General features: G+C 66.2%; 23 protein-coding genes and 3 tRNA genes. 9 read left to right on the top strand and 17 right to left on the bottom strand.

The window, feature by feature from the left end; all coding sequences use genetic code 11:
* Window positions 1-65: 65 nt before the first annotated feature.
* A complete protein-coding gene (locus tag ON21_RS30040) occupies window positions 66-551 on the top strand; it encodes a PH domain-containing protein (RefSeq protein WP_051021489.1) in 486 nt (161 codons plus the stop codon).
* A 66-nt stretch (window positions 552-617) separates the two neighbouring features.
* On the opposite strand, the gene ON21_RS30035 is transcribed toward ON21_RS30040, so the two are convergent.
* Window positions 618-1,490: a rhomboid family intramembrane serine protease gene (locus tag ON21_RS30035; RefSeq protein WP_039803463.1), complete on the bottom strand. Its 873-nt coding sequence runs from the start codon at window positions 1,488-1,490 to the stop codon at window positions 618-620.
* Window positions 1,491-1,494: 4 nt separating this feature from the next.
* Window positions 1,495-2,022 (bottom strand): peptidylprolyl isomerase, encoded by a 528-nt coding sequence (locus tag ON21_RS30030; protein ID WP_039803501.1) that lies wholly within the window; start codon window positions 2,020-2,022, stop codon window positions 1,495-1,497.
* A gap of 106 nt (window positions 2,023-2,128) precedes the next feature.
* Here ON21_RS30030 and ON21_RS30025 point away from each other — a divergent pair, with 106 nt between their 5' ends.
* Window positions 2,129-2,341, top strand: a complete 213-nt coding sequence (locus tag ON21_RS30025) for a hypothetical protein (protein ID WP_039803461.1) — start codon at window positions 2,129-2,131, stop codon at window positions 2,339-2,341.
* A gap of 19 nt (window positions 2,342-2,360) precedes the next feature.
* Here the strand turns inward: ON21_RS30025 and ON21_RS30020 are convergent, their stop codons facing one another.
* From ON21_RS30020 to ON21_RS30010, 3 genes are all read right to left on the bottom strand, one after another.
* Window positions 2,361-3,209 (bottom strand): ABC transporter permease, encoded by an 849-nt coding sequence (locus ON21_RS30020; RefSeq protein WP_051021488.1) that lies wholly within the window; start codon window positions 3,207-3,209, stop codon window positions 2,361-2,363.
* Window positions 3,206-4,207 carry a daunorubicin resistance protein DrrA family ABC transporter ATP-binding protein gene (locus ON21_RS30015; protein WP_039803459.1) on the bottom strand — a complete coding sequence of 334 codons (1,002 nt, stop codon included), beginning with the start codon at window positions 4,205-4,207 and terminating at the stop codon, window positions 3,206-3,208. Before ON21_RS30015 ends, ON21_RS30020 begins: the two co-directional genes overlap by 4 nt.
* Window positions 4,208-5,035: 828 nt before the next feature.
* Window positions 5,036-5,974 (bottom strand): acyl-CoA dehydrogenase family protein, encoded by a 939-nt coding sequence (locus tag ON21_RS30010; RefSeq protein WP_039803457.1) that lies wholly within the window; start codon window positions 5,972-5,974, stop codon window positions 5,036-5,038.
* 232 nt (window positions 5,975-6,206) lie between these two features.
* Between ON21_RS30010 and ON21_RS30005 the strand changes: the two genes are divergently transcribed.
* Together ON21_RS30005 and ON21_RS30000 are read left to right on the top strand one after the other, a co-directional pair.
* Window positions 6,207-6,911, top strand: coding sequence for a YoaK family protein (locus tag ON21_RS30005; protein WP_245562790.1), 705 nt, complete (start codon window positions 6,207-6,209; stop codon window positions 6,909-6,911).
* 44 nt (window positions 6,912-6,955) lie between these two features.
* Window positions 6,956-8,140, top strand: a complete 1,185-nt coding sequence (locus ON21_RS30000; RefSeq protein ID WP_039803456.1) for a DUF1444 domain-containing protein — start codon at window positions 6,956-6,958, stop codon at window positions 8,138-8,140.
* A 34-nt stretch (window positions 8,141-8,174) separates the two neighbouring features.
* Here the strand turns inward: ON21_RS30000 and ON21_RS37435 are convergent, their stop codons facing one another.
* The 3 genes from ON21_RS37435 to ON21_RS29985 all read right to left on the bottom strand — a co-directional run bounded on the left by ON21_RS37435 (window position 8,175) and on the right by ON21_RS29985 (window position 10,986).
* Window positions 8,175-8,651 carry a C40 family peptidase gene (locus ON21_RS37435; RefSeq protein WP_083880972.1) on the bottom strand — a complete coding sequence of 159 codons (477 nt, stop codon included), beginning with the start codon at window positions 8,649-8,651 and terminating at the stop codon, window positions 8,175-8,177.
* A gap of 698 nt (window positions 8,652-9,349) precedes the next feature.
* Window positions 9,350-10,021 (bottom strand): hypothetical protein, encoded by a 672-nt coding sequence (locus tag ON21_RS36130; RefSeq protein WP_157171016.1) that lies wholly within the window; start codon window positions 10,019-10,021, stop codon window positions 9,350-9,352.
* A gap of 119 nt (window positions 10,022-10,140) precedes the next feature.
* Window positions 10,141-10,986, bottom strand: a complete 846-nt coding sequence (locus ON21_RS29985; protein ID WP_157171015.1) for a ParA family protein — start codon at window positions 10,984-10,986, stop codon at window positions 10,141-10,143.
* Window positions 10,987-11,238: 252 nt separating this feature from the next.
* Between ON21_RS29985 and ON21_RS29980 the strand changes: the two genes are divergently transcribed.
* Both ON21_RS29980 and ON21_RS29975 read left to right on the top strand, forming a co-directional pair.
* The gene (locus ON21_RS29980) at window positions 11,239-11,766 is read left to right on the top strand and encodes a type VII secretion system-associated protein (protein ID WP_245562792.1); all 528 of its coding nucleotides are present in this window, start codon (window positions 11,239-11,241) and stop codon (window positions 11,764-11,766) included.
* A gap of 6 nt (window positions 11,767-11,772) precedes the next feature.
* Window positions 11,773-12,651: a hypothetical protein gene (locus ON21_RS29975; protein ID WP_157171014.1), complete on the top strand. Its 879-nt coding sequence runs from the start codon at window positions 11,773-11,775 to the stop codon at window positions 12,649-12,651.
* Window positions 12,652-12,710: 59 nt separating this feature from the next.
* On the opposite strand, the gene ON21_RS29970 is transcribed toward ON21_RS29975, so the two are convergent.
* Both ON21_RS29970 and ON21_RS29965 read right to left on the bottom strand, forming a co-directional pair.
* Window positions 12,711-12,783, bottom strand: a tRNA-Ala gene (locus ON21_RS29970).
* An 8-nt stretch (window positions 12,784-12,791) separates the two neighbouring features.
* Window positions 12,792-12,980, bottom strand: a complete 189-nt coding sequence (locus ON21_RS29965) for a hypothetical protein (protein WP_039803450.1) — start codon at window positions 12,978-12,980, stop codon at window positions 12,792-12,794.
* Window positions 12,981-13,022: 42 nt separating this feature from the next.
* On the opposite strand from ON21_RS29965, the gene ON21_RS29960 reads away from it, so the two are divergent.
* Both ON21_RS29960 and ON21_RS29955 read left to right on the top strand, forming a co-directional pair.
* Window positions 13,023-13,679, top strand: a complete 657-nt coding sequence (locus ON21_RS29960) for a TetR/AcrR family transcriptional regulator (RefSeq protein ID WP_039803448.1) — start codon at window positions 13,023-13,025, stop codon at window positions 13,677-13,679.
* A 120-nt stretch (window positions 13,680-13,799) separates the two neighbouring features.
* A tRNA-Ala gene (locus tag ON21_RS29955) sits at window positions 13,800-13,872 on the top strand.
* 123 nt (window positions 13,873-13,995) lie between these two features.
* On the opposite strand, the gene ON21_RS38775 is transcribed toward ON21_RS29955, so the two are convergent.
* The gene (locus ON21_RS38775) at window positions 13,996-14,256 is read right to left on the bottom strand and encodes an LppP/LprE family lipoprotein (RefSeq protein ID WP_157171013.1); all 261 of its coding nucleotides are present in this window, start codon (window positions 14,254-14,256) and stop codon (window positions 13,996-13,998) included.
* A gap of 732 nt (window positions 14,257-14,988) precedes the next feature.
* Here ON21_RS38775 and ON21_RS29945 point away from each other — a divergent pair.
* Window positions 14,989-15,201 carry a hypothetical protein gene (locus ON21_RS29945; protein WP_039803445.1) on the top strand — a complete coding sequence of 71 codons (213 nt, stop codon included), beginning with the start codon at window positions 14,989-14,991 and terminating at the stop codon, window positions 15,199-15,201.
* Between the two features lie 416 nt (window positions 15,202-15,617).
* Here ON21_RS29945 and ON21_RS29940 read toward each other — a convergent pair.
* From ON21_RS29940 to ON21_RS29915, 6 genes are all read right to left on the bottom strand, one after another.
* Window positions 15,618-15,691, bottom strand: a tRNA-Ile gene (locus tag ON21_RS29940).
* 213 nt (window positions 15,692-15,904) lie between these two features.
* Entirely contained in the window at window positions 15,905-17,089 is a 1,185-nt protein-coding gene (locus ON21_RS29935) for a DUF3566 domain-containing protein (RefSeq protein WP_039803443.1), read from the bottom strand.
* 39 nt (window positions 17,090-17,128) lie between these two features.
* A complete protein-coding gene (gyrA, locus tag ON21_RS29930; RefSeq protein ID WP_039803442.1) occupies window positions 17,129-19,645 on the bottom strand; it encodes a DNA gyrase subunit A in 2,517 nt (838 codons plus the stop codon).
* Window positions 19,646-19,716: 71 nt separating this feature from the next.
* A complete protein-coding gene (gyrB, locus tag ON21_RS29925; RefSeq protein WP_039803440.1) occupies window positions 19,717-21,762 on the bottom strand; it encodes a DNA topoisomerase (ATP-hydrolyzing) subunit B in 2,046 nt (681 codons plus the stop codon).
* 310 nt (window positions 21,763-22,072) lie between these two features.
* On the bottom strand, window positions 22,073-22,984 hold the full coding sequence (locus ON21_RS29920; RefSeq protein ID WP_051021483.1) for an alpha/beta fold hydrolase: 912 nt from the start codon (window positions 22,982-22,984) through the stop codon (window positions 22,073-22,075).
* Window positions 22,985-23,121: 137 nt separating this feature from the next.
* Entirely contained in the window at window positions 23,122-23,682 is a 561-nt protein-coding gene (locus tag ON21_RS29915) for a DUF721 family protein (RefSeq protein WP_039803439.1), read from the bottom strand.
* Between the last annotated feature and the right edge of the window lie 126 nt (window positions 23,683-23,808).

The raw sequence follows: 23,808 nt of genomic DNA, 5'->3' as shown, positions 1-23,808 counted from the left end.
ACGTGTCATTCATGCACACCTGTGGATGAGCCTGTGGACAACTCGAGGAGCGATTGGGGAGTTCCGTGAGCCCGGAGTCCGCGGTCCCCGGCCCGCCGGACCCTGACGAGCCGATTCTGGCCTGGACCACCCCGACCCCCGCGCTCGTCGCGGTCGCCGCGGGCGGCGTCGCGCTGGCCGTCGCGGCGGTGATCACCACCGAGGCGGCGAGCCGCCTGCTCGTCGGCTTGGCAGCCGCCGGGCTGCTCGCCCTTGCCGCGCTCGGATTCCGGCAACGCCCGCGGCTGTCGGTGGTACCCGGCGCGCAACCACGCATGGTCGTCCGCACGCTGACGGGGCCGGACGAGTACACCCCGGAGCAGATCATTCGCGCCCGCGTGGTGAGCTACCGGCGTCTCGGGCGCAAGATGCCGATGTTGGAACTCGACGTCGAGCGCGACGGCGTGGACCGGCTCCTGATCTTCGGCCGCTGGGATCTGGGCGCCAATCCCCAGTTCGTCTATCAAGACCTGGTCGCAACCCTGCGGCTCACCCAGGACAAGACCCGCTGACGGCACCCCGGCCTCGACGTTCGGCGTGCCCGGCCGGGAATGTTTCACGTGAAGCGAATCCCGCTGTCAGGCAGTCGAAGTGATCGCGCCCACCGCCACCAGCCCCAGCGCCGCGAACGCCACGAGCGCCACCGCTACCCAGCCGACCGTCCGTGCCGCCTGCGGAGTGCGGACGCGCAGCCAACTCGGCAAGAACAGGATGCCGAGCGTCGCGAGGGTGCCGGCGGCCAAGCCGCCGAGATGCCCCCACAACGAGATACCGGGCAGCGAAAGACTGATGAACACGTTGATGCCGATGATGATGAGCATCTGATTCGGGTTCTGCCGCAATCGGAGCAGGATGATCGTGATCGCACCGAACAGGCCGTACACCGCGCCCGACGCACCCGCCGTAAGACTGTTCTGCGCCAGCAACATGACCCCGGCGGACCCGCCGAGCAGCGAGACCAGGTACACCGCCAGATAGCGCAGCCGACCGAGCACCAACTCGGCATCCCGGCCCGCCACGTACAGCGCGAACATGTTCAGCAGCAGATGGATCGGACCGTAGTGCAGGAATCCGGCGCCGAGCACCCGCCACCATTCGCCGTCCGCGACCGCAGGCGCGTACAGCACCCAGTCGAAGAACAGCGCCGAACCCAGCTGGTTGTCCATCAAACTCTTGGCCTGGGCCGCGGTGATCGCGTAGATCACCACGTTGACCGCGATCAGCGCATAGGTCACATAGGGCGCGGACACCCCGGGCGCCGCGGCGCCCGAGACCGTCCGCACCGGCGCGACGTCGCGCTGATCCGCGTGCAGGCAGTCGACGCAGTGCTGCCCGACGGCCGCGGGGCGCAGGCATTCCGCACAGGACGGCCGCCCGCACCGCGTGCAGGCCAGGCCGGTCGGGCGATTCGGATGGCGAACGCACGTGGGTGCGGGCGGCTGGGGATTCATAGTCTCATTCGATCGTGATCTTGGTGATGACGACGGGCTCCAGGGGTCGGTCGTTGCGATCGGTCCTGGTGGTCGCGATCGAGTCGACGACCTTCCGGGAATCCGGGTCCACCACTTCACCGAAGATCGTGTGCTTGCGGTTGAGGTGCGGCTGCGGCCGGACGGTGATGAAGAACTGGGAGCCGTTGGTGCCCGGCCCCGCGTTGGCCATCGCCAGCAGGTAGCCCCGGTCGAACCGCAGTTCGGGGTGGAACTCGTCGCCGAATTCGTAGCCGGGGCCGCCGCGACCGGTGCCGGTGGGATCGCCACCCTGAATCATGAAACCTGCCATCACGCGATGGAACAGGGCGCCGTCGTAGAACGGGCCGCTGCTGCCTCCGCTGGCGTTCGCGGTGGTGTACGGCGCCGAACCGTCGGCGAGATCTAGGAAATTGCGGACCGTCTTGGGCGCGTGGTTACCGAAAAGCGCGAGCTTGATATCGCCGTGATTCGTGTGCAGCGTTGCCACGGATGTCTGATTCGGTGAGGTCACGCCGCCCATCGTGCCACGGTCGGCGACATGGCCGCCGAACTGGGCCGGACCGTGCTGTGAGCTGGGCCTCCTGCGCGAATCGCCGGGCTGTGCCTAGAGTGGTCCCATGACCTCGGGGCGCCTGCATGTCTCTTCGCGTTCACGTAATCGGCTCCTGCTCGCCGCCGCCGTCGCGTTGGTGGGTGGCGTGGCCTATCTGGTTCGTACCCGGCGGCCGCAGCAGCCGGAACCCGCGCCCGCGCCGCCGCGCATCGGGTATTCCCGCAACGGCTCCGCGCCGACCCCGTTGGCGGAAGCCGGCGCGGAGACCGATCACTGACGCGAACGAACACACCGGATCAGCGACTGACCGTCTTCTTGTACTGACGCAGGGCCAGCGGCACGAACGCGACCAGGATCACCACCACCCAGGCGAGCGAGGTGATCACCGGGTGCTGCAACGACCAGGCATCCGGCGTCGGCGCGATCGGGCTGGTGTTGCCGAACAGTTCCCGCGTCGCCTGGGTCAGCGCGGACACCGGGTTCCACTCCGCGATCACGCGCAGGACGGTGGGCAGCTTCTCGCTGGGGACGAACGTGTTGGCGATGAACGTGAGCGGGAAGATCACCATGAAGCTGGCGTTGTTGAACACCTCCGGCGCCCGCACCAGCAGCCCCACCACGGCCATGATCCAGGACACGGCGTAGGCGAACAGCAGCAAGAGGATGTAGGCCAGCACCGCGTCGAGGAACGAACCGCGGATGCGCCAGCCGACGATCAGGCCGGTCAGCGACATGACCGTCAGGCTGACCACGTTGATCACCACATCGCTGATCGTGCGGCCGACCAGCACCGCCGACGAGGCCATCGGCAGGGAGCGGAATCGGTCGATGATGCCCTTCTGCATGTCCTCGGCCAGGCCCGCACCGGTGAAGGTCGCGCCGAACACGACGGTCTGCGCGAAGATGCCCGCGATGAGGAATTCGCGATACCCGCCGGAGAGGCCGGGCACGTCGATGGCCGCGCCGAAGACATAGGCGAACAGCAGCACGAACATGATCGGCGAGAGCGTGGAGAAGATCAGGACGTCGGGTACCCGCTTGATCTTGATGACGTTGCGTTTGGCGATGGTCACGCTGTCGCTGACCACTATGGACAGTCGCGCGCCCAGCGAGGGCCGGGCCAGGACCGGGGCCGTCGCGGTCATCGGATCGTTCCTTCCGTAGCTTCCAGTTCGTCGTTCGGCACGTCGCCGTCGGCGATCGCCGCAGCTTCGTGACCGGTGAGGGTGAGGAAGACGTCGTCCAGCGACGGGCGACGCAGACCGACATCGTGGATCTGCACACCGTGCTCGGCCAGCCGCCCGACCGCCTCCACCAGCGCCTGCGACCCGTCGGAGACCGGGACGACGATCCGGCGCAACCCCGGTTCGAGATGAATCTCCCCGTCGGCCAGGCTCTTCAGCGCGGCCTCGGCCGTCGCGAGATTGTCCGCGCGATCGACGGTCAGTTCGATGCGGTCGCCGCCGACCATGGTCTTGAGTTCGTCCGCGGTACCCTCGGCGATCACCTTGCCGTGGTCGATCACGGCGATCGAATCGGCGAGCCGATCCGCCTCCTCCATGTATTGCGTGGTGAGCAGCAACGTGGTGCCGCCCGCGACCAGTTCTTCGATGACGTCCCAAAGATCCAGGCGCGCACGCGGGTCGAGCCCGGTGGTCGGCTCGTCGAGGAACAGCACGGGCGGATTAGCGACCAACGCGCCCGCCAGGTCCAGGCGACGGCGCATACCGCCGGAGTAGCCCTTGACCGGCCGGTCCGCGGCGTCGGTGAGCCGGAATCGTTCGAGCAATTCGCGCGCGCGTTCCTTACTCCGCTGCACCCCCATGTGATAAAGACGTCCCACCATTTCCAAATTCTCGAAACCGGTGAGGTATTCGTCGACCGCGGCGTACTGCCCCGACGCGCCGATGCGGGAACGCAACGACTGCGGATCGCGCAGCACATCGATTCCCGCGACCGTCGCGTGCCCGGCGTCCGGCACCAGCAGGGTGGTGAGCACGCGGACGGTGGTGGTCTTGCCAGCGCCATTCGGTCCGAGCAGCGCGGTGACGGTGCCCTCCTGGACTCGCAGATCGAGTCCGTCGAGGGCGACCAGCTGGCCGTATCGTTTGACAAGACCCTCGGCGACTATTGCGTCGGGCATGATTCTCCTGAGATTGACGAGTTCGAGGTGACTGAGCGCGACGCCAGGAACTCCGGGCGCCGATCAATTCGCTGGATCGGATGACCGGCCGATACCCGAGACAGTATTGTCGCGGCCGCCGACGATTTCATCCGATTTGTTTTCGAAGGCAGGCCCGCCGCGGAAGGACGACTCGTGCGACGCAGGAAGGCCGCATTCCGATCCGGTCGGTGCTCGGGGGTACCGGATCGGAATGCGACCGGTTCGATGATCCCGCGTGCACGGGCGTCGGAGCGCGCGTAGCGAGCTACCCGAATCGCCGCCGACCCGTACTCGGACGGCGGAAATCCACATGCGCGCCGCCGCGACGAGCGGGGGCGCCGCGCGCGAACAGTCCAGTCGGTGAGCACGAACACATGTTCGCATCAGGGTACGACACATTCCGCCCTTCGGTGCGCGGCGCTACGCGCCCGGAAGGCCGACACGCCCGAACGTTCGCGAGAGTGTCGTCCATCGGCGACCGGTCGGCATGTTGCGCACAACGTGTCGGAGCAGCAGGTCATGCGGCTGAGTAGGTTTGGAAACGCTTGCTCGACAAAGGTTTTGGCAAATAATCGGCCAACCGTCAGCAGCGGCGCGGGCGACGGACCGGCCGGTGACAACTACCCCGCGGCATCCAGAAAGTAAGCCCACCCAAAAAACTTTGGAACGTGGCCGTCCCCACGCACACACAAACGCACATCATCGAGTAGCATCGTTCACGTCGGCCCCTCCCCCCGGGCCGACCCTACGCGGGCCTCGGCTAACTCCCCCCCTTCGCCGAGGCCCGCTCCCCATTTTCAGACCAGGTCAGACGCCTGTCTCCGTTTGGTCGTGGCCCGGTTCCACCGCCCGCCATGCGGCTGTGAGCCGCTGGTCGCGCACGCGCCCGGCGGTGGCGAGCAGTGGCCGGTCCCGCTCCCACCGCTGTCGTGTCACCGGGTCCGCGGACTGCCACAAAGGCTCGAGGTCGGCCAGCAGGTCGCCGAACGAATCGAAGACGCCGCCGAGGGCGATGTGCACCCCGGCAGCGCTCGGCGCATCGATGTCCAGGCCGCGCACGGCGGCCACCAGTGTCAACAGCCGTTGCCGACTCGCGCGCGGCCACGACGACACCCGAGCCACCCGTACCAGCCAGCCCAGCGTGGCGGCCAGCACATGGATGTCCTCGATCGTCCGGAACGGCTTGAGGTAGTCCAGATATCCGTCACCGGGAAGCACCAGCGCAGGCACGCCGGTCAGCACGACCGAGGCGTGCGGTACCTCGGGCGCGAACGACAGCGCGGGATGGTCGGTCAAACGCACGCCTGGTTCGCCGGACTCGATCATGCAGGCGCGCAATCGATTTCGTCCGTCCGCGGCCGTGCCGACACTGGCGATCACCACCAGGCGCCGCGCGTAGGAACCCATGGTCGCGAACGACTTCGTGCCGTCGAGCAACCAGACCCCGTCCCGTTCGGTGAGCGTGGTGCGGATCGCGGCGGGGTGGCCGCCGCCCTCCTCGGTGGCGCACATCGCGACCAGCTCGTCGTCCGGCAGGTCCGGAATCAGCGTCCGCAGCGCCTCCTGGTAGCCGGACAGGAAGGCGAACCCGAGCCGATCGGCTCCGAAACCGCCCGCGATCGCCACCTCCACCGGCTGCTCGAATCGGTTGGCCGCCACTCGATGGCGCGTCCACGCCGCGGCGACGTCGTCGAGCGGCGCGGCTGCCACCGGCTCGGTCAGCAGGAAGTCGAGCAGAGTATCCACCTCAGCACGGTAACCGAGCAGTGACTCGCTCGGGAGGCCACAGGTCCGCGTAGCCGACAGAATCCCACCGACCAGTGGTGAGCCGGCACTTCGGAGGCGCTGGGTATCCATGCGACAACAGAACCTGCCGAATTACCGGCGATCTGTGAGCAACCACCGGCGCTGCGTGGGCGGGTTCCATCGACGAGCCTGCTTGACTGAACTGTCGCCCGTACCGGAAGGAGTTCGACCTGTGCCGGAACTGGAAGAAAGCCGTAAGAAGGCACTATTCGACTCCGAAGCCCGATTGTCCTGGGTGCTGGCGGCGCTCGCCGGATTGATCGGTGCGGCAGCGTTCATGCATACGGCCGGCTATTTCGTCACCTTCATGACGGGCAATACCGAGCGGGCCGTCCTCGGCTACTTCCACGACGAACCGGACATGGCGTTTGCGGCGGCCGCATTGCTGACGTCGTTCCTGTCCGGTGTCGTGGTGGCCTCATGGTGCCGCAGACGCTACTGGTCCGGGCACCCGCACGGCCCCACTCTGCTCACCACTGTCTGCCTGGCACTGGCCTCGGTGGTCGACATACTCGAATACCAGACCTCCAGCAAGCCGATCGGCCTGCTGCCGATCTTGTTCGTCGCCTTCGGCGTCGGCGCGCTCAACACATCGTTCGTGCGCAACGGTGAGGTGTCGGTGCCGCTCAGCTACGTCACCGGAACGCTGGTCAAATTGGGCCAGGGCATCGAACGCCATCTCAGCGGTGGCGACTACGCGGACTGGCTCGGATACTTCCTGCTCTACACCGGTTTCTCGCTCGGCGCGCTGGTCGGCGGACTGCTGAGTCTGCTGGTCGCGGGCTGGGCCATGCTGATCACCGCGACCGTCGTGTGCCTGCTCGTCACCGGATTCACCTACCTGCATCTGGATCGGCACGGTCCCCTCACGCGGTAAGCCTGCGCCGGGCGTCTGCCCGGCTGCGCGACTACCGTGGCCGCGTGCAGAACATCGAAGACGAAGCCGCCGCCTTCGCCGAGCTCGTCACGCAACATCTGGCCGCGCTGGGCGAAACCGATATCGAATACGAGCCGGACGAGTTCGCGATACGAGTCGGCGATCTCTTTCTCGATCTGCACAACATCTTTCAGGAAACCCGTGAACTCGATCCCGCCGAGCGCGACGCCCGGGTCGAACAGCACTGCAACGCCCTGCGCGAGCTACGCGCCCCGGCACCGGATTGGCCTTCGGTGCGGTCCATGCTGCGCCCGATCCTGCGTCCCAACAGCTTCGGCGTAGGAGTCGAACCGGAGTCGCGGCCGATAGCGCGCCCCGCTTTTCCATTCGTGGACGAGATGGTCGCCATCGATATGCCCCACACCCGGTCGATCGTCACGCATGCGTCGTTGCGCGAGTGGGGCGTGAGTCCCGAGGAAGTGTTCACGGCCGCGCACGAGAACCTCGGTGCGGTGGCGGGTTTCACCGACATCGAGGAAGACGGCATCCTGCAATTCGTCGACGACGGCGACGGCTACTGCACATCGTGGCCGCTGCTCCCCGGCTGGCTCGCCGGTTCGGGCTTCGGAACCCGAGCACCCGTCGCCTTCATGCCCGATGTCGACACGCTCATCATCGCGACCGGTACGGACGATCTCGAGCCGATCTTCGAGGTGGTGGAAGAGCAGTACCGTGACGCGTCCCGGCCGATCTCGCCACAGGGGTACACCGTGGACGACAGTGGCGCGGTCATTCCGCTCGATCGTTCGCCCGAGCACCGTCATCTGCCCGTCGTGCAGCGCGCCCGGTGCGGATTGGCGGTCACCGAATACGACGCGCAGACTCGGATTCTCAACGAGATCGTGGAACGCGATCTGGAGTTCACGCCCTATGACCTCGAGCCCGCCTACGTCGGTTCGGTCATGTACGGCCACGGCGACAACGGTCCCTTCACGATCACCGTCTGGGGTGAGGGCGTCGAATACTTGCTCCCGGAGGCCGACTACGTCGCCTTCTGCCGTGACGACCGAGGTGAGCTGGAGCGACTTTTCGAGGTCCCGTTCGATGCTGTCGTGGGTCTGACCGGCCTCGTTCCGGTCCCGGATCTCTCGCCTCGCCGCTACGAGATCCGCCACTGGCCGGATGCCGAGACTCTGGCCGCACTGGAAGCGGCGGCGGTCTCGCCCTGACCGAGCACGGCCGGTGCGGCCGCACCACAGGAAATCAGAATCGGCGGGCGCCTGTCACCGGCATCGAGGAGAGGGGGGAAGTGGTCACGCCCGTGCCGTATGTCGATGCGTGGATGACTTTGCCGTCGCCCGCGTAGAGGGCGGAGTGGCTTCCGCCGTAGAACGACACCATGTCGCCGGGGCGCAGGTCGTCGAGCGGTACCGGTGTTCCGGCAGCGAGCTGGTCGTAACTGGTGCGCGGCAGTTCCACGCCGACCTGCTCGTAGGACCACTGGACCAGTCCGGAGCAATCGAAGGAGTCGGGGCCGACGGCGCCGTAGCTGTAATCGGAACCGAGTTTGGTTCGGGCCGCGTCGACTGCCATCTCACCGGCGGTCTTCTGCGGTATCACTGCCGCGGGCGGGGTGGGCGCACGGGGCAGAATCTGCGGGAGGTCGCCGAGGAAGGGCAGTTCGATCTCCGGAAGCACGCCGATCAGCGGGATCTCGATCCCCGGCACGATGGTCGGCATCGGCAGCTCGATCACGGGAACGTGCACAGAAAACGGGGATTCGATCGCCGGGCCGAGAGTGGCCGGCGCGATCTCGATCTGCGGAACCGAAGCGTCTGCGCTGTCTCGTATTTCCTGGATCCCTGCGGTCACCGGAGATTCGGTGACGGGAAGTATGGCGTTGTTTCGGAACAGTGTTTCGGGCGGGCCGGGAAGCGGAATATCGTCGGAAATCTCGAACGTCCCCACCCCCGGTATGGTCACCGGCTGGGCCGATGCCTCCCCTGCGTTGCACAACACGCCGATGAGTGCGGCCGCTCCGGTGGCGAGCGTCCAGAGGACGGCACGTCGCAGGTAGCGGAGATATCGGTCGTCGGTCGATGATGCCATGATGCGGTCCTCCGATGCTCATATCGCCGGCCTCCGGCGGAGCCATACGACGCCTCATGCCCGGCGCGACGGACTTCACCAAAGACCTCGAATTGATTCGAAAAACATCACGGTGCTTCGTCAGTCCAGCGGATCCGATCCGAGTGTTCACCTTTCGGCATAGCTTGCATCACGTAAAGCACAACACACCTTTATTTCCATAACGAAATAATAACTCGTTCCGGCGCATGGCCTCGAAATAAGAATTGCCTGTTCTCAATTCATTCCGTGGTACGCAATGGCCCCGCAGGGAAACGATCCCGCCGCGGGGCCATTGCCGGGTCCAGCTTTCACGCGGTGATCTGTTCTTCGATCTGCTCGGCGATCGTACGGAGCTTTGCCGCGAATTCGCGCGCTGCCCGCGGGTCGTCGCTGGATCCCTTGACCACGCGCTTGGTCAGTGCTGCCAGCCGGGATTCCATGGCGGTGAAGATGTCGGCCGCACGGTCGGTCGGGTCGCCCGGCAGTTCGCCGCGCAGCCACGCCTGCAGGCGCTCGACCACCACCTCTTCTTCGTAGCGTTCGGGCAGAAGGGCCACCGCTTGCCGGAGTTTTCCTGCGGTGACTTTCACGTCGGCGCCCGCCGCCACGGTGGTGTAGACGGTGACCGCCGCATCTTCCCCGTATTCGGCCACCACCGGCAACAGCTCACGGACCTGGCCCTCATTGATCGCGGGCGCGATCGGATACAGCCGCGCGGCGAGCGGCCAAGCGCGAATCAGCTTGTGCGCGTATGACCGCTGCATATCCCACCGCTGTTCCACGTAGTCGTCGAACGTCTCGTGGCTGTCGCGGTAGAGCCGGCCGTCCCGCACGATCTGCAGCGCACGCCCGGCCGCCCAGAATGCGATGCGCAGCGTGTCGATGGACGACTCGCACGCGGTCAACTGCGCCCGTTCCCGGTCGCTCAGCGGTCCTTCACCCGCATCCGGCACCGGCATGGTCAAGACATTCGAGCTCACGGCCGGCTTCGCCCGCCGCCATTCGGCATCGCGCAGAGGGGACACCGGTGGCGTGTGCTCGGCGCCGTCGGATAGCGGATTACCCCCGCCGATCGAACCCTTCCTGCGTTGTGGAGGCATCAGGCAGGCACCTCCATCAGGGCGCGATACGCGCTCAGCAGTTCGTCACCCACCTTGCGGTACTCTCCCAAATCCTCGATCGGATTCTCCGCGCCCTCCCCCACCTCCCCGTCGGCTGCCTCCCGGTACCATTTCCATGCGCTCAAATAGGAGTCGAATACGTCGTAGCCCGCACTTTCCAGATGCCCCCGCTGCGCCCGGTATTCGGTCGAGACATTGACGCCTTTTTTCATGATCACCGGGACTTTGGTCATCAGCACCCGAACCCGGATTTCCCGATCGGTGTCGGCCGCCGCCTCCTCGGCGGCCTTGAACGTACTCGGCACACGTTTGACCTCCGACGGACTCACACTGGTCAGCAGCAGGAGTTCGTCGCTCTCCGGAACAGCGGCCTTGAAGATGTCGGCCGACTCACCCCCGGCATCCACGATGATGACGTCGAAATCGGCGGCATTGTCGGTGATGCAGTCGCCCACATGCCTCGAGGGGAACGCGACCAGTTGGAACGGCACTTCGATGCCCCCCTTGACCAGCCGCCGGTACCACGAGTATCCGGTCTGGCTGAGCGGGTCGGCGTCGATCACCAGCACCCGCAGTTCGTGCACCGAAGCGAAGTAGCTCGCCAAGAAGAACGCTGATGTCGTTTTGCCGACACCGCCCTTGAGATTCCCCAGCGTGATGACCAGAGGTTCGGGCAAATCGAGTGGCGCAACAGAATTCGTCATAGACGTTCCTCCGAGGGTGAGGAGTGCATTACTGTGCTGGGCCAGTCTGGCACAGCGACGGCGAATATCGTCTGATTGCGGCGCCTCGTCCCGGCTGTGCCGCCGCCGCTCTGTGTCCAATTGGACACAAAAGACCGAGGACCGGTCTCGAATTCCATCGGCGCCGGTGCCGTTGCCGCAGCCCGCCGACAGCAGATCATCACCCCTGCGTAGGCACACATTTCGTCCACACGAACAATCCCGATGCCGACAGGGGACTTCCCATAATTGGGAATATCCTTCCGATCAAACCGACCGCTCGGACCGATGATTACCGCGAAGACTCTCGCGGTTCGATGATGAGGGACCCCGCCGAGAAGGGCAGTTTGTGTGATGCAGCCGCAACCGGTGACTATCCGGAGTGGTGATTGGTTCTTGTTGCTCGACCCCTGGTGGAAGCCGGCCGCCGAGTGGTCGGAGCCACCGACAGAGGCCGTGATCGGTGGCTGGATGATGGACGAGGACGGCAAAACCGGTCCGTTTCAACCGAATCCGGAATACCTTCCCATCGACGACGAGGCGCCGACCGACCCCACTGATGCGTTGCTGCACTCGATCGGCGAGGGCGAGCCGGTGGGCGACGTACTACTTGACCTGCTCCGTAACTCGGTGGTGGAGATCGTGTGCGACGACCAGGATCAGCCGCTCGTGGACACCGCGCCGGATGGCCTCCCGTGTGTTCTGGTGGCGACGGCCGAAGTCCAGAAGGTGGACGTGGGATCCGGCCACTGGTGGCCGGTACTGGGCAGCGAACTTCCTGATGTCATCCCCGTGGGAACCGACATTCTGCTCAACCCCGGGGGTCGGGCCCCGCTCCGTCTGTCCGCCGAGACATTGCGGAATGCCGACCGAAATCTATGAGTCCGTGTGTTACCAGTCTTCGCCAAGATGCTCGGGCGTCTGGACAACGCTGTCGGGAATGCGGCACGAGCGGTGGCGGGCCGCCTCACAGCCACCGGCACGCAGTTGCGCGGGGCGGCGGTGCGCTTGGAGCACGCCGACGCGGAAGGAGCGGTCCCGTTTCGGCGTTCCGATACGCAACCCGCGGCCCCGCGCCTGGTCGGCGGTGATCTTCGTTCGGGCCAGTTCGTACGCTTCCGGGCCGACGACGTCGTCAGCGTTCCCCTCATAGATTCGCAGGGGAAGGTCATCGGCGTGTCGTTTCCTTCGCGACGCGGGGATGTCTCGAGTAAGAAGCGGTGGGCACGCGCGAAACTCAGGTCGAGTGATCAAGTGCACTACGCCTTCTGGAGAGAGAATCCGGAGGCGAAGCAGCCCAAGTGGACGTTCGGCCGTCGGAGGACGGCGCCGTGGGCGGACACCGACCCGGTGTACGCGCACGCGCACGCGGACAGCCGAACGTTCCATGTTTCGGTCAAGACGGGCCGGTGGGGATCGAAACCGGTGCAAATCGATGGGCCGACCTACGCCAAGCTGCTGGCCGCGAACAAGCATCTGGCACAGGCGCTGGACGCGAGGCCGGGGCCGCTGGTGCTGCTCTCGTGCAGCCCGGCTCGGCCTGGCGGCTCCGCGGCCGCATCGATGTCCCGTCATCTGCACAGCGAGACGCAGATCGATCGTGACGTGTACGCCGCCACCGGCGACGTGATGACCCAGACCTGGCGTTCCCGGGAAGATGTTTCCAGTGTCGGTGTCGAGGTGGATTCCTCCGTTGGCGACACCGCTGAAACGCTATGGGAAGTACACCGGGCACCTCGGGGCGATTCGGTGCCCGACGGCGGTTGATAGCCCCCAGCGGTCCAGCCGGCCTTCGTGGTCGCCTCGGGTCACGAACGTTGCGTCAGTGGAGCCTAGGGGAATCGAACCCCTAACCCCTGCCTTGCAAAGGCAGTGCTCTGCCAATTGAGCTAAGGCCCCTCCCGGGATCAGCGGGTGGTCACCTCGTGCCACATGTCCGCGTCGCTGCGCTGGCGCAGCTTGGAGATGCCGAAGAGAACCAGGACCACGACACCGGCGGTGAGAAGAAGTTTCATGGTTTCCACACTACTGCGGTGCGCGGAGCCCGCCCAGAACCGCTGAGCTTCCTCCTTGATGAATTCGTCAAAACTGAGCACTGAGCTATCATCGTCTCGGCACCGACAGGGAGAGGAGCGGGCATGACGGATCGGACCGGGGCGGAACCCAACCGTCTGGAGCGCCGCAAGGCCCGTACCCGCGCAGCTCTCGTGGCCGCGGCCCAGTCGTTCATCGCGAGCGGAAAGTTGAACGCGCCCATCCTGGAGATCACCCAGACTGCCGACGTCGGCATGGGTTCGTTCTACAACCACTTCCAGAGCCGTGAGGACCTGTTCCAGGCGGCGGTGGAGGAAGCGCTCGAGAAGCACGGCGCCGTGCTCGACGCCCTTACCGAGGGTATGGACGACCCGGCCGAGGTCTTCGCACAAAGTTTCCGCTTGACCGGCCGCATGCACCGGAGAATCCCGACCCTGAGCAAGGTGCTGCTCAACAACGGCCTGACGCTCACCGCCTCCGAGAAAGGACTCGCGCCGCGTGCTCGGCGCGATATCGAGGCCGCCGCTCGTGCCGGCCGTTTCCGGACCCGTGACGCCGAACTGGCCATGACCATCGTGGCCGGGGCCGCTCTGTGCCTCGGCCAGTTGTTGCACGATCACCCGGACCGCGACGACGCCGCGGCCACCGATCAGGTCACCGAAGACCTGCTGCGGATGTTCGGCGTGTCCGACGACGAGGCGCGGCAGATCTGCGCCCTGCCCCTGCCTTCCCTCGACGAAGTGCTGCAGCGCGCCGCCTGACGCGTTCATTCGCGGCGTGACCCCGCTCCGCGGCTCACGACGGCCTCCTTGACGCGACAACCTGCCGTTTTGACCATGTCAACGGCGAGAAGGTACCGTTTTGCAGGCGTCTGTACGCACGGGGCCTTAGCTCAATTGGCAGAGCACTGCCTTTGCAAGGCAGGGGTTAGGGGTTCGATTCCCCTAGGCTCCACTCGAAGGCTCATGCTCATGAAGAGTGTGAGCCTTTTCCATTCCTTCGGGGCGCAACCGCCACGTCTCTCGCGGTGGGCTTCCCCCGGGCTCCAGTGGTCGCTGCACCGGTGCGGCGGACTGATCAGTTGTCCGGCGGGAACTGACCGTTCGCCTGCACAGTGGTGCCGGTCAGGGTGAACGTCACGACGCTCGGTCCGCCCTGCGGGCAGCACAGCGGGTCGGTCTTCTCCGGCCAGCGGTACTGCACCGACACGGTGTCGCGGGTCTTGCCCAGAACTGTCGTGTACGCGTACGGCCGCGCGCTCGCGGTCCCCAGGTACCTTCCGCCGGTGAAGAACAAGACATGCGTGCCGGGATGAATCCCCGGCCATTCCACCGTCATCCACGACAGCACCCCGGAACATCCCGCCGCTATCGGATCGTCGCTCGCCCCTTGGATCGTCCATGACCCGCCGCCGGGCGGCGCGGCCAATGTGGCGACCGAGGACGCAGCGAGCGCCGAGTTGGCGTCGAAACACAGGCCGTGGCCACTACCTTCCAGTGCCGACTGCGCGGTGGGAGACGCGGTCGCCGCAGCGGGTGGTTCGGGAGCCGTCGTGGCCCCCGGAGCCGGCTGTGGCGCTGCCCCAGGCTGTTCGCCGATCGCGGAGGTCTGCGTCCCCGCCGGACCTGCAGGTGCCGCGCTGGCCGTGTTCCCCGCCGACGTCGAGGCCCCGGCCGATATGCCCGAGTCGGTACTGCACGCGGCGGCACCGATCACGACAGTCGCCGCGATCGACACCACAGCCGATAGTTTGACGTTCATTGCGCACCCCTCGAAGCCCCTCGGGCGATTACGGTTCGGCATTCGTTCCCGCTCGGACGATCACCTGCGCGCAGCAACCGGCGCACGGCATCGCTGTGTCACGAATGTCGTTGTCCTCCAACTCTTGTCAGGGATGTCGGACCGATTGGCGTGGGTGTTACAGAGACCACCCGGTACAAGTCCACGGTCGTCGGCGACTCGAACGGCAACGCCGCATAACACCGCGGTAACGGCAGGCGCGGAACCGCCGATGGTATTGGCGGTACGCCTCGGCGGACCGAAACCCCAAGATAGAAAGGCGAATTCGCCATGACTCGAATCACTCGTCTCACCATCGGCGCGCTGTTGGCCGTGGCTGCGCTGTCCCCCGCCGCGGCCGCGCAGGCCGAGATTCCGCAGCCCACTCCGTCCATGTCCGCGGTGGCCGCCGGCGATAGCGGCTCGGCCAGCGGTTCGACAGGGCTCGTATGCACCATCATCAAACTGATGCTCATGAACCAGGGCCCCCAGTTCTGCCAGTAAGACCTCGAGGCCGCGTCCGAGAATTCACCGACTGACGAGTCGTATGGCGGAAGGCACCGGCGATTGCCGGACGACGGTGCCCTCCGGCGGCATCGCCCAGGCGACGTCCTCGAATATCGACACCATCCACGCCGGCCCGCCGAACGCATCGGCTCAGGCTGTACCGGCGGTCGGTGTCAGCCGCGGCATCCACCTCGCATCCGCCTGCCCCACTCGGCGAATCGCTACAGCCTGTGGTGCTTCATCAGCCAATCGGCGTAGACGTCGTTGCTCATCAGCGCCCAGATCCACGCGTGCTCGGATGCCTTCCGATCGTCGGAAGATGCACTGAGAAGTGGCCGCTGATGACGCGAGATCGGCTCGAGAACGAGATCGGCTCGAGAACAGGAACGGTGCCTGAACTGGCACCAAGGGAGTGGGCCTAGGAGGACTTGAACCTCCGACCTCTTCGTTATCAGCGAAGCGCTCTAACCGCCTGAGCTATAGGCCCGTAGTTTGCGTTGTTTGCGGTGAACAACGACGTGTAGAGACTACACAACACCTATCCACTGAACCAAAACGGCTGGTAGAAGCCTTAACGGGGGCGCACTCGCAGCGGCAGCCTTGTCCAGGGCCGCCGGTATGGGCAGTCCGTCACGCGCCACAAAAACGGCCGGTACTTCCCCGCTGGGGCGAGTACCGGCCGTTTTGGGGATGCCTGGGACTAGTCGGGGTCCGCCAGGGTGACCTGGATGCCGCCGACGAGGTCGCAGCACTGGTTGTAGATGAAGGTGCCGACGGTGCCGAGCGCGGTGAACAGCACGACGTTGATCAAGCCGATGACGCCCGCGTACCCGAACACGGTGCCCGCGTCGATCAGGCCCACCGAGCCGCTGTCCTGGGACACCATGTCGGTGAACGTGTTGTTCAGCCGCTCCCACACGCCCATGCCCTCGAGCACGATGTACAGCAGGCCCACCGCCAGCATCCACACGAAGAACATCGCCACGCTGATCACCAGCGAGATCTTCAGCGTCGACCAGGGATCGATGCGACGGATCTGCACGGTGGCCCGCAGCGGCTCACCGGAAGCGACCGCCGCGACCGCGACCGGAACCGCGGGCGAGACCGGCCCGGACTGCGGGCCCGGGGCCTCGGTCTGCGGCAGCGGATGCCGGATCTCGGACAGGTCCGGCATGTCCTTGATCAGCTCCGGCCGCGCGATGCTGCGGGTGGGGCCGTCGATGCCGACGGACTTCACCATCGCCGCTTCCTTGCGTGCCGCCTTGGCCGCCAGGTCGGCGGTGGTGCGGGCGTTGGACGTGCTGCCGCCGAGGCCCCCACCGCCCGAGGTCGGACGGCCGGTGACCGGGGCCTGCCCCGGGCGGTACAGGTTGGACTGCGGCTCCCGCTGCGGAAGCTGAGCCCACCCGTCCTGGTACGGCGACTGCTGACCGCCGTTGGTGGCGCCCACCGGCTGCTTGTCCTCGCCCTCGGGCGCGGACTGCGGGGCCTGGTTGGGGATCCGGGTCGTCTTCTGGTCGAAGCGATCGTGGCCGTCGCCTCCGGGCGCCTGGTCCGGCGCGCCCTGCTGCGGCGCGAAATCACCCTGCTTGTCGCGATTCTCGCGCGGCTGGTTGCCGCCGGGCTGGTTGGCCGGCTGTCCACCCGGATGCCCGCCCGACTGCGGTCCGTTCGGCTGGCCCTGGGGACCACCCGGCTGCGGCCCACCGGGATGGCCGCCACCAGGGTGACCGCCCGGCTGGCCGCCGCTCTGCTGGCCTTGACCGTTCTCGGCCGAGGCGACCGGCCGTGGGATCGGCCGCGGCGGGATCGGTGACGGCGCGATCCGCTCGGTCACACCGTTCGTCTGGTGCCGCTCGTCATTCGGCTGATTCGGAGTGGTCAATGGGAATCCTTAGATCCGTTCGTTGCCGCCGCTGTTGGGTTACTTCTCGGAGGAGCCGGTGTCGCCGCCACCGGAGACCTGATCGGGATCGGGCTCATCGGCATTGCGCGCGATCGCAAGCAAGGTATCGCCCTCGGCGAGGTTCATCAATCGCACGCCCTTGGTCTGTCGTCCAGCCTTACGAACCTGCTTAGCCGCCGTCCGGATGACGCCGCCCCCGGAGGTGATCGCGTACAACTCATCTTCGTCGTCGACGATGAGCGCCCCGACCAGGGTGCCACGTTTCGCGTCGAACTGGATGGTCAATACGCCTTTACCACCGCGGCCCTGCGCGGTGTACTCCTCGATCGCGGTCCGCTTCGCGTAGCCGCCGGACGTGGCGACCAGCAGATATGTGCCGGCGCGGACCACGTTGAGCGACAACAGCGCATCGCTGTCGTTGAACCGCATGCCCTGCACGCCGGAGGTGGCGCGCCCCATCGGACGCAACGCCTCGTCGGTGGCCGAGAACCGGATCGACTGGCCGAGCGCGGAGACCAGGAGCAGGTCGTCGTCGGCCGAGCAGAGCACGGCGCCGACCAGTTCGTCCTCGTCGCGCAGATTCACCGCGACGATGCCGCCGCTGCGGTTGGAGTCGAAGTCGGTCAGCTTCGACTTCTTCACCAGGCCGTTCTTCGTGGCGAGCACCAGATACGGCGCGTCGTCGTAGGACTTGATCTGGATGATCTGTGCGATCTTCTCGTCCGGCTGGAAGGCCAGCAGGTTGGCCACGTGCTGGCCGCGCGCGGTGCGGTTGGCCTCGGGCAGTTCGTAGGCCTTGGCACGGTAGACCCGGCCCTTGTTCGTGAAGAACAGCAGCCAGTCGTGCGTCGAGGTGATGAAGAAGTGCTTGACGATGTCGTCCTGCTTGAGACCCGCGCCCTGCACGCCCTTGCCGCCACGCTTCTGGCTGCGGTAGAGATCGGTCTTGGTGCGCTTGGCGTAGCCGGTCTCGGTGATCGTGACGACCACGTCTTCGCGAGCGATCAGATCCTCGTCGGCCACGTCACCGTCCGCGGAGACGATCTGGGTGCGCCGCTCGTCACCGTACTTCTCCACGATCTCGGCCAGCTCGTCGCGCACGATCGCGCGCTGCCGCTCCGGCTTGTCGAGGATGTCCTTGTAGTCGGCGATCTCGGCTTCGATCTTGGCCAGATCGTCGACGATCTTCTGCCGCTCCAGCGCCGAGAGCCGCCGCAGCTGCATGTCCAGGATCGCGGTCGCCTGGATCTCGTCGATGTCGAGCAGCTGCATCAGGCCGGTGCGCGCGGTGTCGGTGTTGGCCGAGCGACGGATCAGCGCGATGACCTCGTCGAGCGCGTCGAGCGCCTTGACCAGGCCGCGCAGGATATGGGCCCGTTCCTCGGCCTTGCGCAGCAAGTACCTGGTACGCCGGACGATGACGTCCAACTGGTGGTTGACGTAGAACCGGATCATCTGGTCCAGCCGCAGCGTGCGCGGCACGCCGTCGACGATGGACAGCATGTTGGCGCCGAAGCTGGTCTGCAGCTGGGTGTGCTTGTACAGGTTGTTCAGCACGACCTTCGCGACGGCGTCACGCTTGACCGTCACCACGATGCGCAGACCGACACGGTCGGAGGACTCGTCGTGGATATCGGCGATCCCGGCGATCCTGCCGTCCTTGACCTGCTCGGCGATCGCGTTGATGAAGTTGTCGGTGTTGACCTGGTAGGGCAGCTCGGTGATGACGATCGTGGTGCGGCCGCGATTGTCCTCCTCGATCTCCACGACACCGCGCATCTTGATCGAGCCGCGGCCGGTGGTGTACGCGTCCTGGATGCCCTGGGTGCCGACGATCAGGCCCGCGGTCGGGAAGTCGGGGCCCTTGATCCGCTCCATGCACGCGGCGAGGGTGGCCTCCTCGTCGGCGTCGTGGTTGTCCAGCGCCCAGTAGATGGCCGCGGCGAGCTCGGTGAGGTTGTGCGGCGGGATGTTGGTCGCCATGCCGACCGCGATGCCGTTGCTGCCGTTCATCAGCATGTTCGGCACGCGGCTCGGCAGGACCACCGGTTCCTGCGTCTTGCCGTCGTAGTTGGGGATGAAATCGACCGTCTCGTGGTCGATCTCGCGCAGCATCTCCATGGCCAGCGGCGTGAGGCGGCACTCGGTGTACCGCATGGCGGCGGCGCCGTCGTTGCCGCGGCTGCCGAAATTGCCCTGGCCGTCCACCAGCGGGTAGCGCATGGCCCACGGCTGGGCCATGCGCACCAAGGTGTCGTAGATCGCCGAGTCGCCGTGCGGGTGGTAGTTACCCATCGTGTCCGAGACCGGGCGCGCGGACTTCACGTACCCGCGATCGGGCCGGTACCCGTTGTCGTACATGGCGTAGAGGATGCGGCGATGCACCGGCTTGAGGCCGTCGCGCACTTCGGGTAGCGCGCGGCCGACGATCACGCTCATCGCGTAATCGATGTAGCTGTTCTGCATCTCCAGCTGGATATCGACCGGTTCGACGCGGTCGCCCGTGCCCTCCGGCGGCAGGGTGATGTCGGTCATGAAGTCTCCTTAACGGGCTGACGTGCGAGAACTGCCGGGCGCCACCCCAGTCGGCGGCGGCGCGGGCGGAATCACACGTCGAGGAAGCGGACGTCCTTGGCGTTGCGGGTGATGAAGCTGCGGCGGGCCTCCACGTCCTCGCCCATCAGCACGCTGAACAACTCATCGGCCGCGGCCGCGTCGTCCAACGTCACTTGACGAAGCACCCGGACACTGGGATCCATGGTGGTCTCCCAGAGTTCCTTCGGATTCATCTCGCCCAGACCCTTGTAGCGCTGGATGCCGTCGTCCTTGTTGATCTTCTTGCCCGCGGCCAGACCGCGTTCCAGCAAGCCGTCGCGTTCCCGGTCGGAGTAGGCGAACTCCGGCTCGCTGCGCTGCCACTTCAACTTGTACAGCGGCGGCTGCGCCAGGTAGACGTGCCCGTGCTCGACCAGCGGGCGCATGAAACGGAACAGCAGGGTCAGCAGCAGCGTTGAGATGTGCTGGCCGTCGACATCGGCGTCGGCCATCAGCACGATCTTGTGATACCGCAGCTTGCTGATGTCGAACTCGTCGTGGATGCCGGTGCCGAACGCGGTGATGATCGACTGGACCTCGTTGTTCTTGAGGACCTTGTCGATGCGCGCCTTCTCGACATTGATGATCTTGCCGCGCAGCGGCAGGATCGCCTGGTACATCGAGTCGCGGCCGGACTTGGCCGAGCCGCCCGCGGAGTCGCCCTCCACGATGTAGATCTCGGACTTGCTGGGGTCCTTCGACCGGCAGTCGGCCAGCTTGCCGGGCAGTCCGCCCAGGTCGGTGGCGGACTTGCGGCGCACCAGCTCGCGAGCCTTGCGCGCGGCGACGCGGGCCTGCGCCGAGGACACCGCCTTGTTGACGATGGTCTTCGCGTCGGCCGGGTTGGCCTCGAACCAGTGGGTGAGGTGCTCGTTGCAGGTGCGCTGCACGAACGACTTCACCTCGGTGTTGCCCAGCTTGGTCTTGGTCTGGCCCTCGAACTGGGGCTCGCCGACCTTGACGCTCACGATGGCGGCCAGGCCCTCCCGGATGTCGTCACCGGTGAGGTTGCCGTCCTTCTCCTTGATGAGCTTCTTGTCCTTGGCGTACTTGTTGACCACCGTGGTCAACGCCGCCCGGAAGCCCTCTTCGTGCGTGCCGCCCTCATGGGTGTTGATGGTGTTGGCGAAGGTGTGCACCGACTCCGAGTAACCGGAGTTCCACTGCATCGCGACCTCGAGTTCGTGGCCGGTGCCCTTGCCGGTGAACGCCACGACCGAGTTGTGGATCGGCTGCTTGGTCCGGTTGATGTGGCGGACGAAGTCCTCCAGACCACCGGGGTAGTGGTAGGTCCGGGACTTCACCTTGTGCTCGGCGGGCGCGGCGCCCTCCTCGGCGTGCTTGGGCGCCTCGGCGGTTTCGCTGACCACCTCGTCGGTGATCTCGGTGTCGCTGACGCGCTCGTCGGTGAGGACGATGGTGAGACCCTTGTTCAGGAACGCCATCTCCTGCAACCGGCGCGCGACGGTCTCGAAGTTGAAGGTGGTGGTCTCGAAGATCTCCGGATCCGGCCAGAACCGAATGGTGGTACCGGTCCGCTTCGTCGGTTCGCCCTGGATGAGCTTGCCGGGCTTCGCGTCTTTGTATTCCTGGGTCCAGTGGTAGCCACCGGTATCGACCTCGGCCTGCAGCCGCGTCGACAGCGCGTTGACCACGGAGATGCCGACGCCGTGCAGACCACCGGACACCGCATAGGACTCGGAGTCGAACTTGCCGCCCGCGTGCAGCTGGGTCATGACGACCTCGATGGTCGGGATGCCCTGCGCGTGCATCTCGACGGGGATACCACGGCCGTCGTCGATCACTTCGACGCCGCCGTCGCCCAGCAGGGTGACCTCGACCTTCGTCGCGTATCCGGCCATCGCCTCGTCGACGGAGTTGTCGACGACCTCCCAGATCAGGTGGTGCAGACCGCGCTCACCGGTGGAGCCGATGTACATGCCCGGACGCTTGCGAACCGCCTCGAGTCCCTCGAGAACCGTGATGGAGGAGGCACCGTAGTCCTGCTTCCCGGTCGCTCTGGTCGAACCCGATGCGTTGGAGTCTTTGGCAGCCACTGGTCGGTAGCTCTCCTTACTTGCTGATCCCGGCATAGAGCGATCGGACAGCACACGTGGGGCCCTGGTGATGCCTGCTGGAGAATTAGGGTCCACGCGCGGACTGTGCGGAACGCGCCGAAGGTATCGCCGCTAGTTACGTCACCATCCTACTGGTACAGCCAACTTACAACCCACCTCCGACACCCCTCACGGCGGCGTGGATGCGAGAAATCGGAATTCGGTGACTCGGTTGCGCCTCCCGACGGTTTCGATCCATCAGAAGTGGGCTGAGAGATGCGTTGGCGGGTCGCCGTTTCGAGTGCCCGGATCAGCGAGCGGCGTCGATCCGAGCGATGAAGGCGGCGGTGTGACGCGCCAGTTCCGCCGGGTGTGAGATCGGCGACCAATGCCGCGCCTGGATCTCGACGCTGCTCAGACGTGACACCCACCGGTCGGCCTCGGCGTTCGCCACGGGTCGCACAGCGCGGTCGCCGGTCGCCACGATCAACTGGACCGGCACCTCGATCGGACGCGGACGCGGATGGCGCAGGTGGGTCCGGATGTTCGCGCGGTAGAGCTTCAGATTGTTGAGCATATCGGCGCGCAGGGTCGGCGCCGTCTCCACCAGCGCGGGATCCAGGCCGTCGAAGAATCCGAGGAAACGCGGCCAGCGGCCGGACAAGACCCGCAGCACCGGATCCGGCAGCTTGGGGATCTGGAAGGCGACGGTGTAGGCCGACGCCACGGCTTGAGCCAGCGCACCGCGCAGCCGCGCCGGGGTGAGCGGACCACGCAGATACGCGCCGAGAAAATCCAGATTAGGGCCGGACACCGAGGTGAAGGACGCGATCGCCGACGCGGCGTCCGCGGCGGCTACCAGCTCCCACCCGATCACCGATCCCCAGTCGTGCCCGAGGACGTGCACGCGTTCGCCGGGCGCGACCGCGGCGATGACCGCGCGGACATCGGCAGCGAGCTCTTCGATCCGGTAGGCGTCGACCGCTTCCGGAGCCGAGCTGCTTCCGGCGCCCCGATTGTCGAAGGCGATCACGCGATGACGGCCGCCGAGCAGGCCCGCCACCCGGTTCCACAGCAGATGGGTATCGGGCCAGCCGTGGATCAGCAGCACCGGGATGCCCTCGGGATTGCCGCACTCGTAGACCGCGAGTTCGACGTCGCCCCGGTGCACCGTCCTGGTCGCGATCGCAGGGAACGGACCGACCGAGGTCGTGATCGTCATCGAGATTTCCTTCCGCGGGCGGATGCATCCGATCCGATGCCGCAGGCAGGCTTGATGCGACGCGAACCGGGGCGTTCCACGTGAAACGCCGCTTCGGGATAAACGTAACACCCGGTATCAGGTACTGCGCACCGTGGTCACCCGTAGGTGTCGCGAGGTCCGCGGCCTTTGATATGACGCTCGCCCTTGCGCCAGCTCGGCGCGGCGGGCCCCGAGATCTTCAGCGAGGTCACCACGCCCTGCCCGACCGCGGCATTGATCTTCGCGAGGATCTGGCTTTGCAGCATCCGCAACTGAGTCGCCCAGGCGGTCGACTCGGCGGAAATGCTCAACACGCCGTCCTTCAAGGTGACCGGTGTGGCGTGCGCCGCGATGTCCTCGCCGACCACTCCCGCCCAGCGGCCGAAGACCGTGCCCTCGGCGACTTTGCCCGACCAGCCGCGGCTCCTGGCGATGGAGCCGGCCAGCTTGGCCAACGGCTGTGGATCGCGGTCGTCCGGGCCCGCGCCCGACCATCCGGTACGCCTCCGGGCGCCCGTCCGCAGCCTGCGCTGGGGTGAAGAACGCCCCTGACCGACGGATTTCCCGCTCGCCCGCGCCGCGGCACGCGCTTCCTCCAGAGCACGCCGGGCCAGGTCGATTCCGCGCAGTTCGGGTTCCGGTCCTGCGGATTCCGGTTCCGCGGACTGATCGCTCATCGCCCTCGTTCCTCCGCGTCCAAGGGATTGTCCCCAACTTCGATCAAGTTATCCCCAGCCAGTGCTCGAGGTTGCCAGCGCCGGGAATCGTGCCCGCTCCCTGCCGCGTACAGCCGGTCGAAAGCT

This window comes from Nocardia araoensis NBRC 100135, assembly GCF_000308435.1.
Classification (GTDB): domain Bacteria; phylum Actinomycetota; class Actinomycetes; order Mycobacteriales; family Mycobacteriaceae; genus Nocardia; species Nocardia araoensis.
This window is presented reverse-complemented; position numbering and strand designations above follow the sequence as displayed.

Excerpts from the sequence above, each read along its gene's own strand:
- ON21_RS30035 (WP_039803463.1), bottom strand. The coding sequence starts at position 1,490 with ATGAATCCCCAGCCGCCCGCACCCACGTGCGTTCGCCATCCGAATCGC.
- ON21_RS30025 (WP_039803461.1), top strand. The coding sequence starts at position 2,129 with ATGACCTCGGGGCGCCTGCATGTCTCTTCGCGTTCACGTAATCGGCTC.
- ON21_RS30020 (WP_051021488.1), bottom strand. The coding sequence starts at position 3,209 with ATGACCGCGACGGCCCCGGTCCTGGCCCGGCCCTCGCTGGGCGCGCGA.
- ON21_RS30015 (WP_039803459.1), bottom strand. The coding sequence starts at position 4,207 with ATGCCCGACGCAATAGTCGCCGAGGGTCTTGTCAAACGATACGGCCAG.
- ON21_RS37435 (WP_083880972.1), bottom strand. The coding sequence starts at position 8,651 with ATGCCGACCATCGTGCCGGGGATCGAGATCCCGCTGATCGGCGTGCTT.
- ON21_RS29980 (WP_245562792.1), top strand. The coding sequence starts at position 11,239 with ATGCAGCCGCAACCGGTGACTATCCGGAGTGGTGATTGGTTCTTGTTG.
- ON21_RS29960 (WP_039803448.1), top strand. The coding sequence starts at position 13,023 with ATGACGGATCGGACCGGGGCGGAACCCAACCGTCTGGAGCGCCGCAAG.
- ON21_RS38775 (WP_157171013.1), bottom strand. The coding sequence starts at position 14,256 with ATGACGGTGGAATGGCCGGGGATTCATCCCGGCACGCATGTCTTGTTC.
- ON21_RS29945 (WP_039803445.1), top strand. The coding sequence starts at position 14,989 with ATGACTCGAATCACTCGTCTCACCATCGGCGCGCTGTTGGCCGTGGCT.
- gyrA (WP_039803442.1), bottom strand. The coding sequence starts at position 19,645 with ATGACCGACATCACCCTGCCGCCGGAGGGCACGGGCGACCGCGTCGAA.
- ON21_RS29920 (WP_051021483.1), bottom strand. The coding sequence starts at position 22,984 with ATGACGATCACGACCTCGGTCGGTCCGTTCCCTGCGATCGCGACCAGG.
- ON21_RS29915 (WP_039803439.1), bottom strand. The coding sequence starts at position 23,682 with ATGAGCGATCAGTCCGCGGAACCGGAATCCGCAGGACCGGAACCCGAA.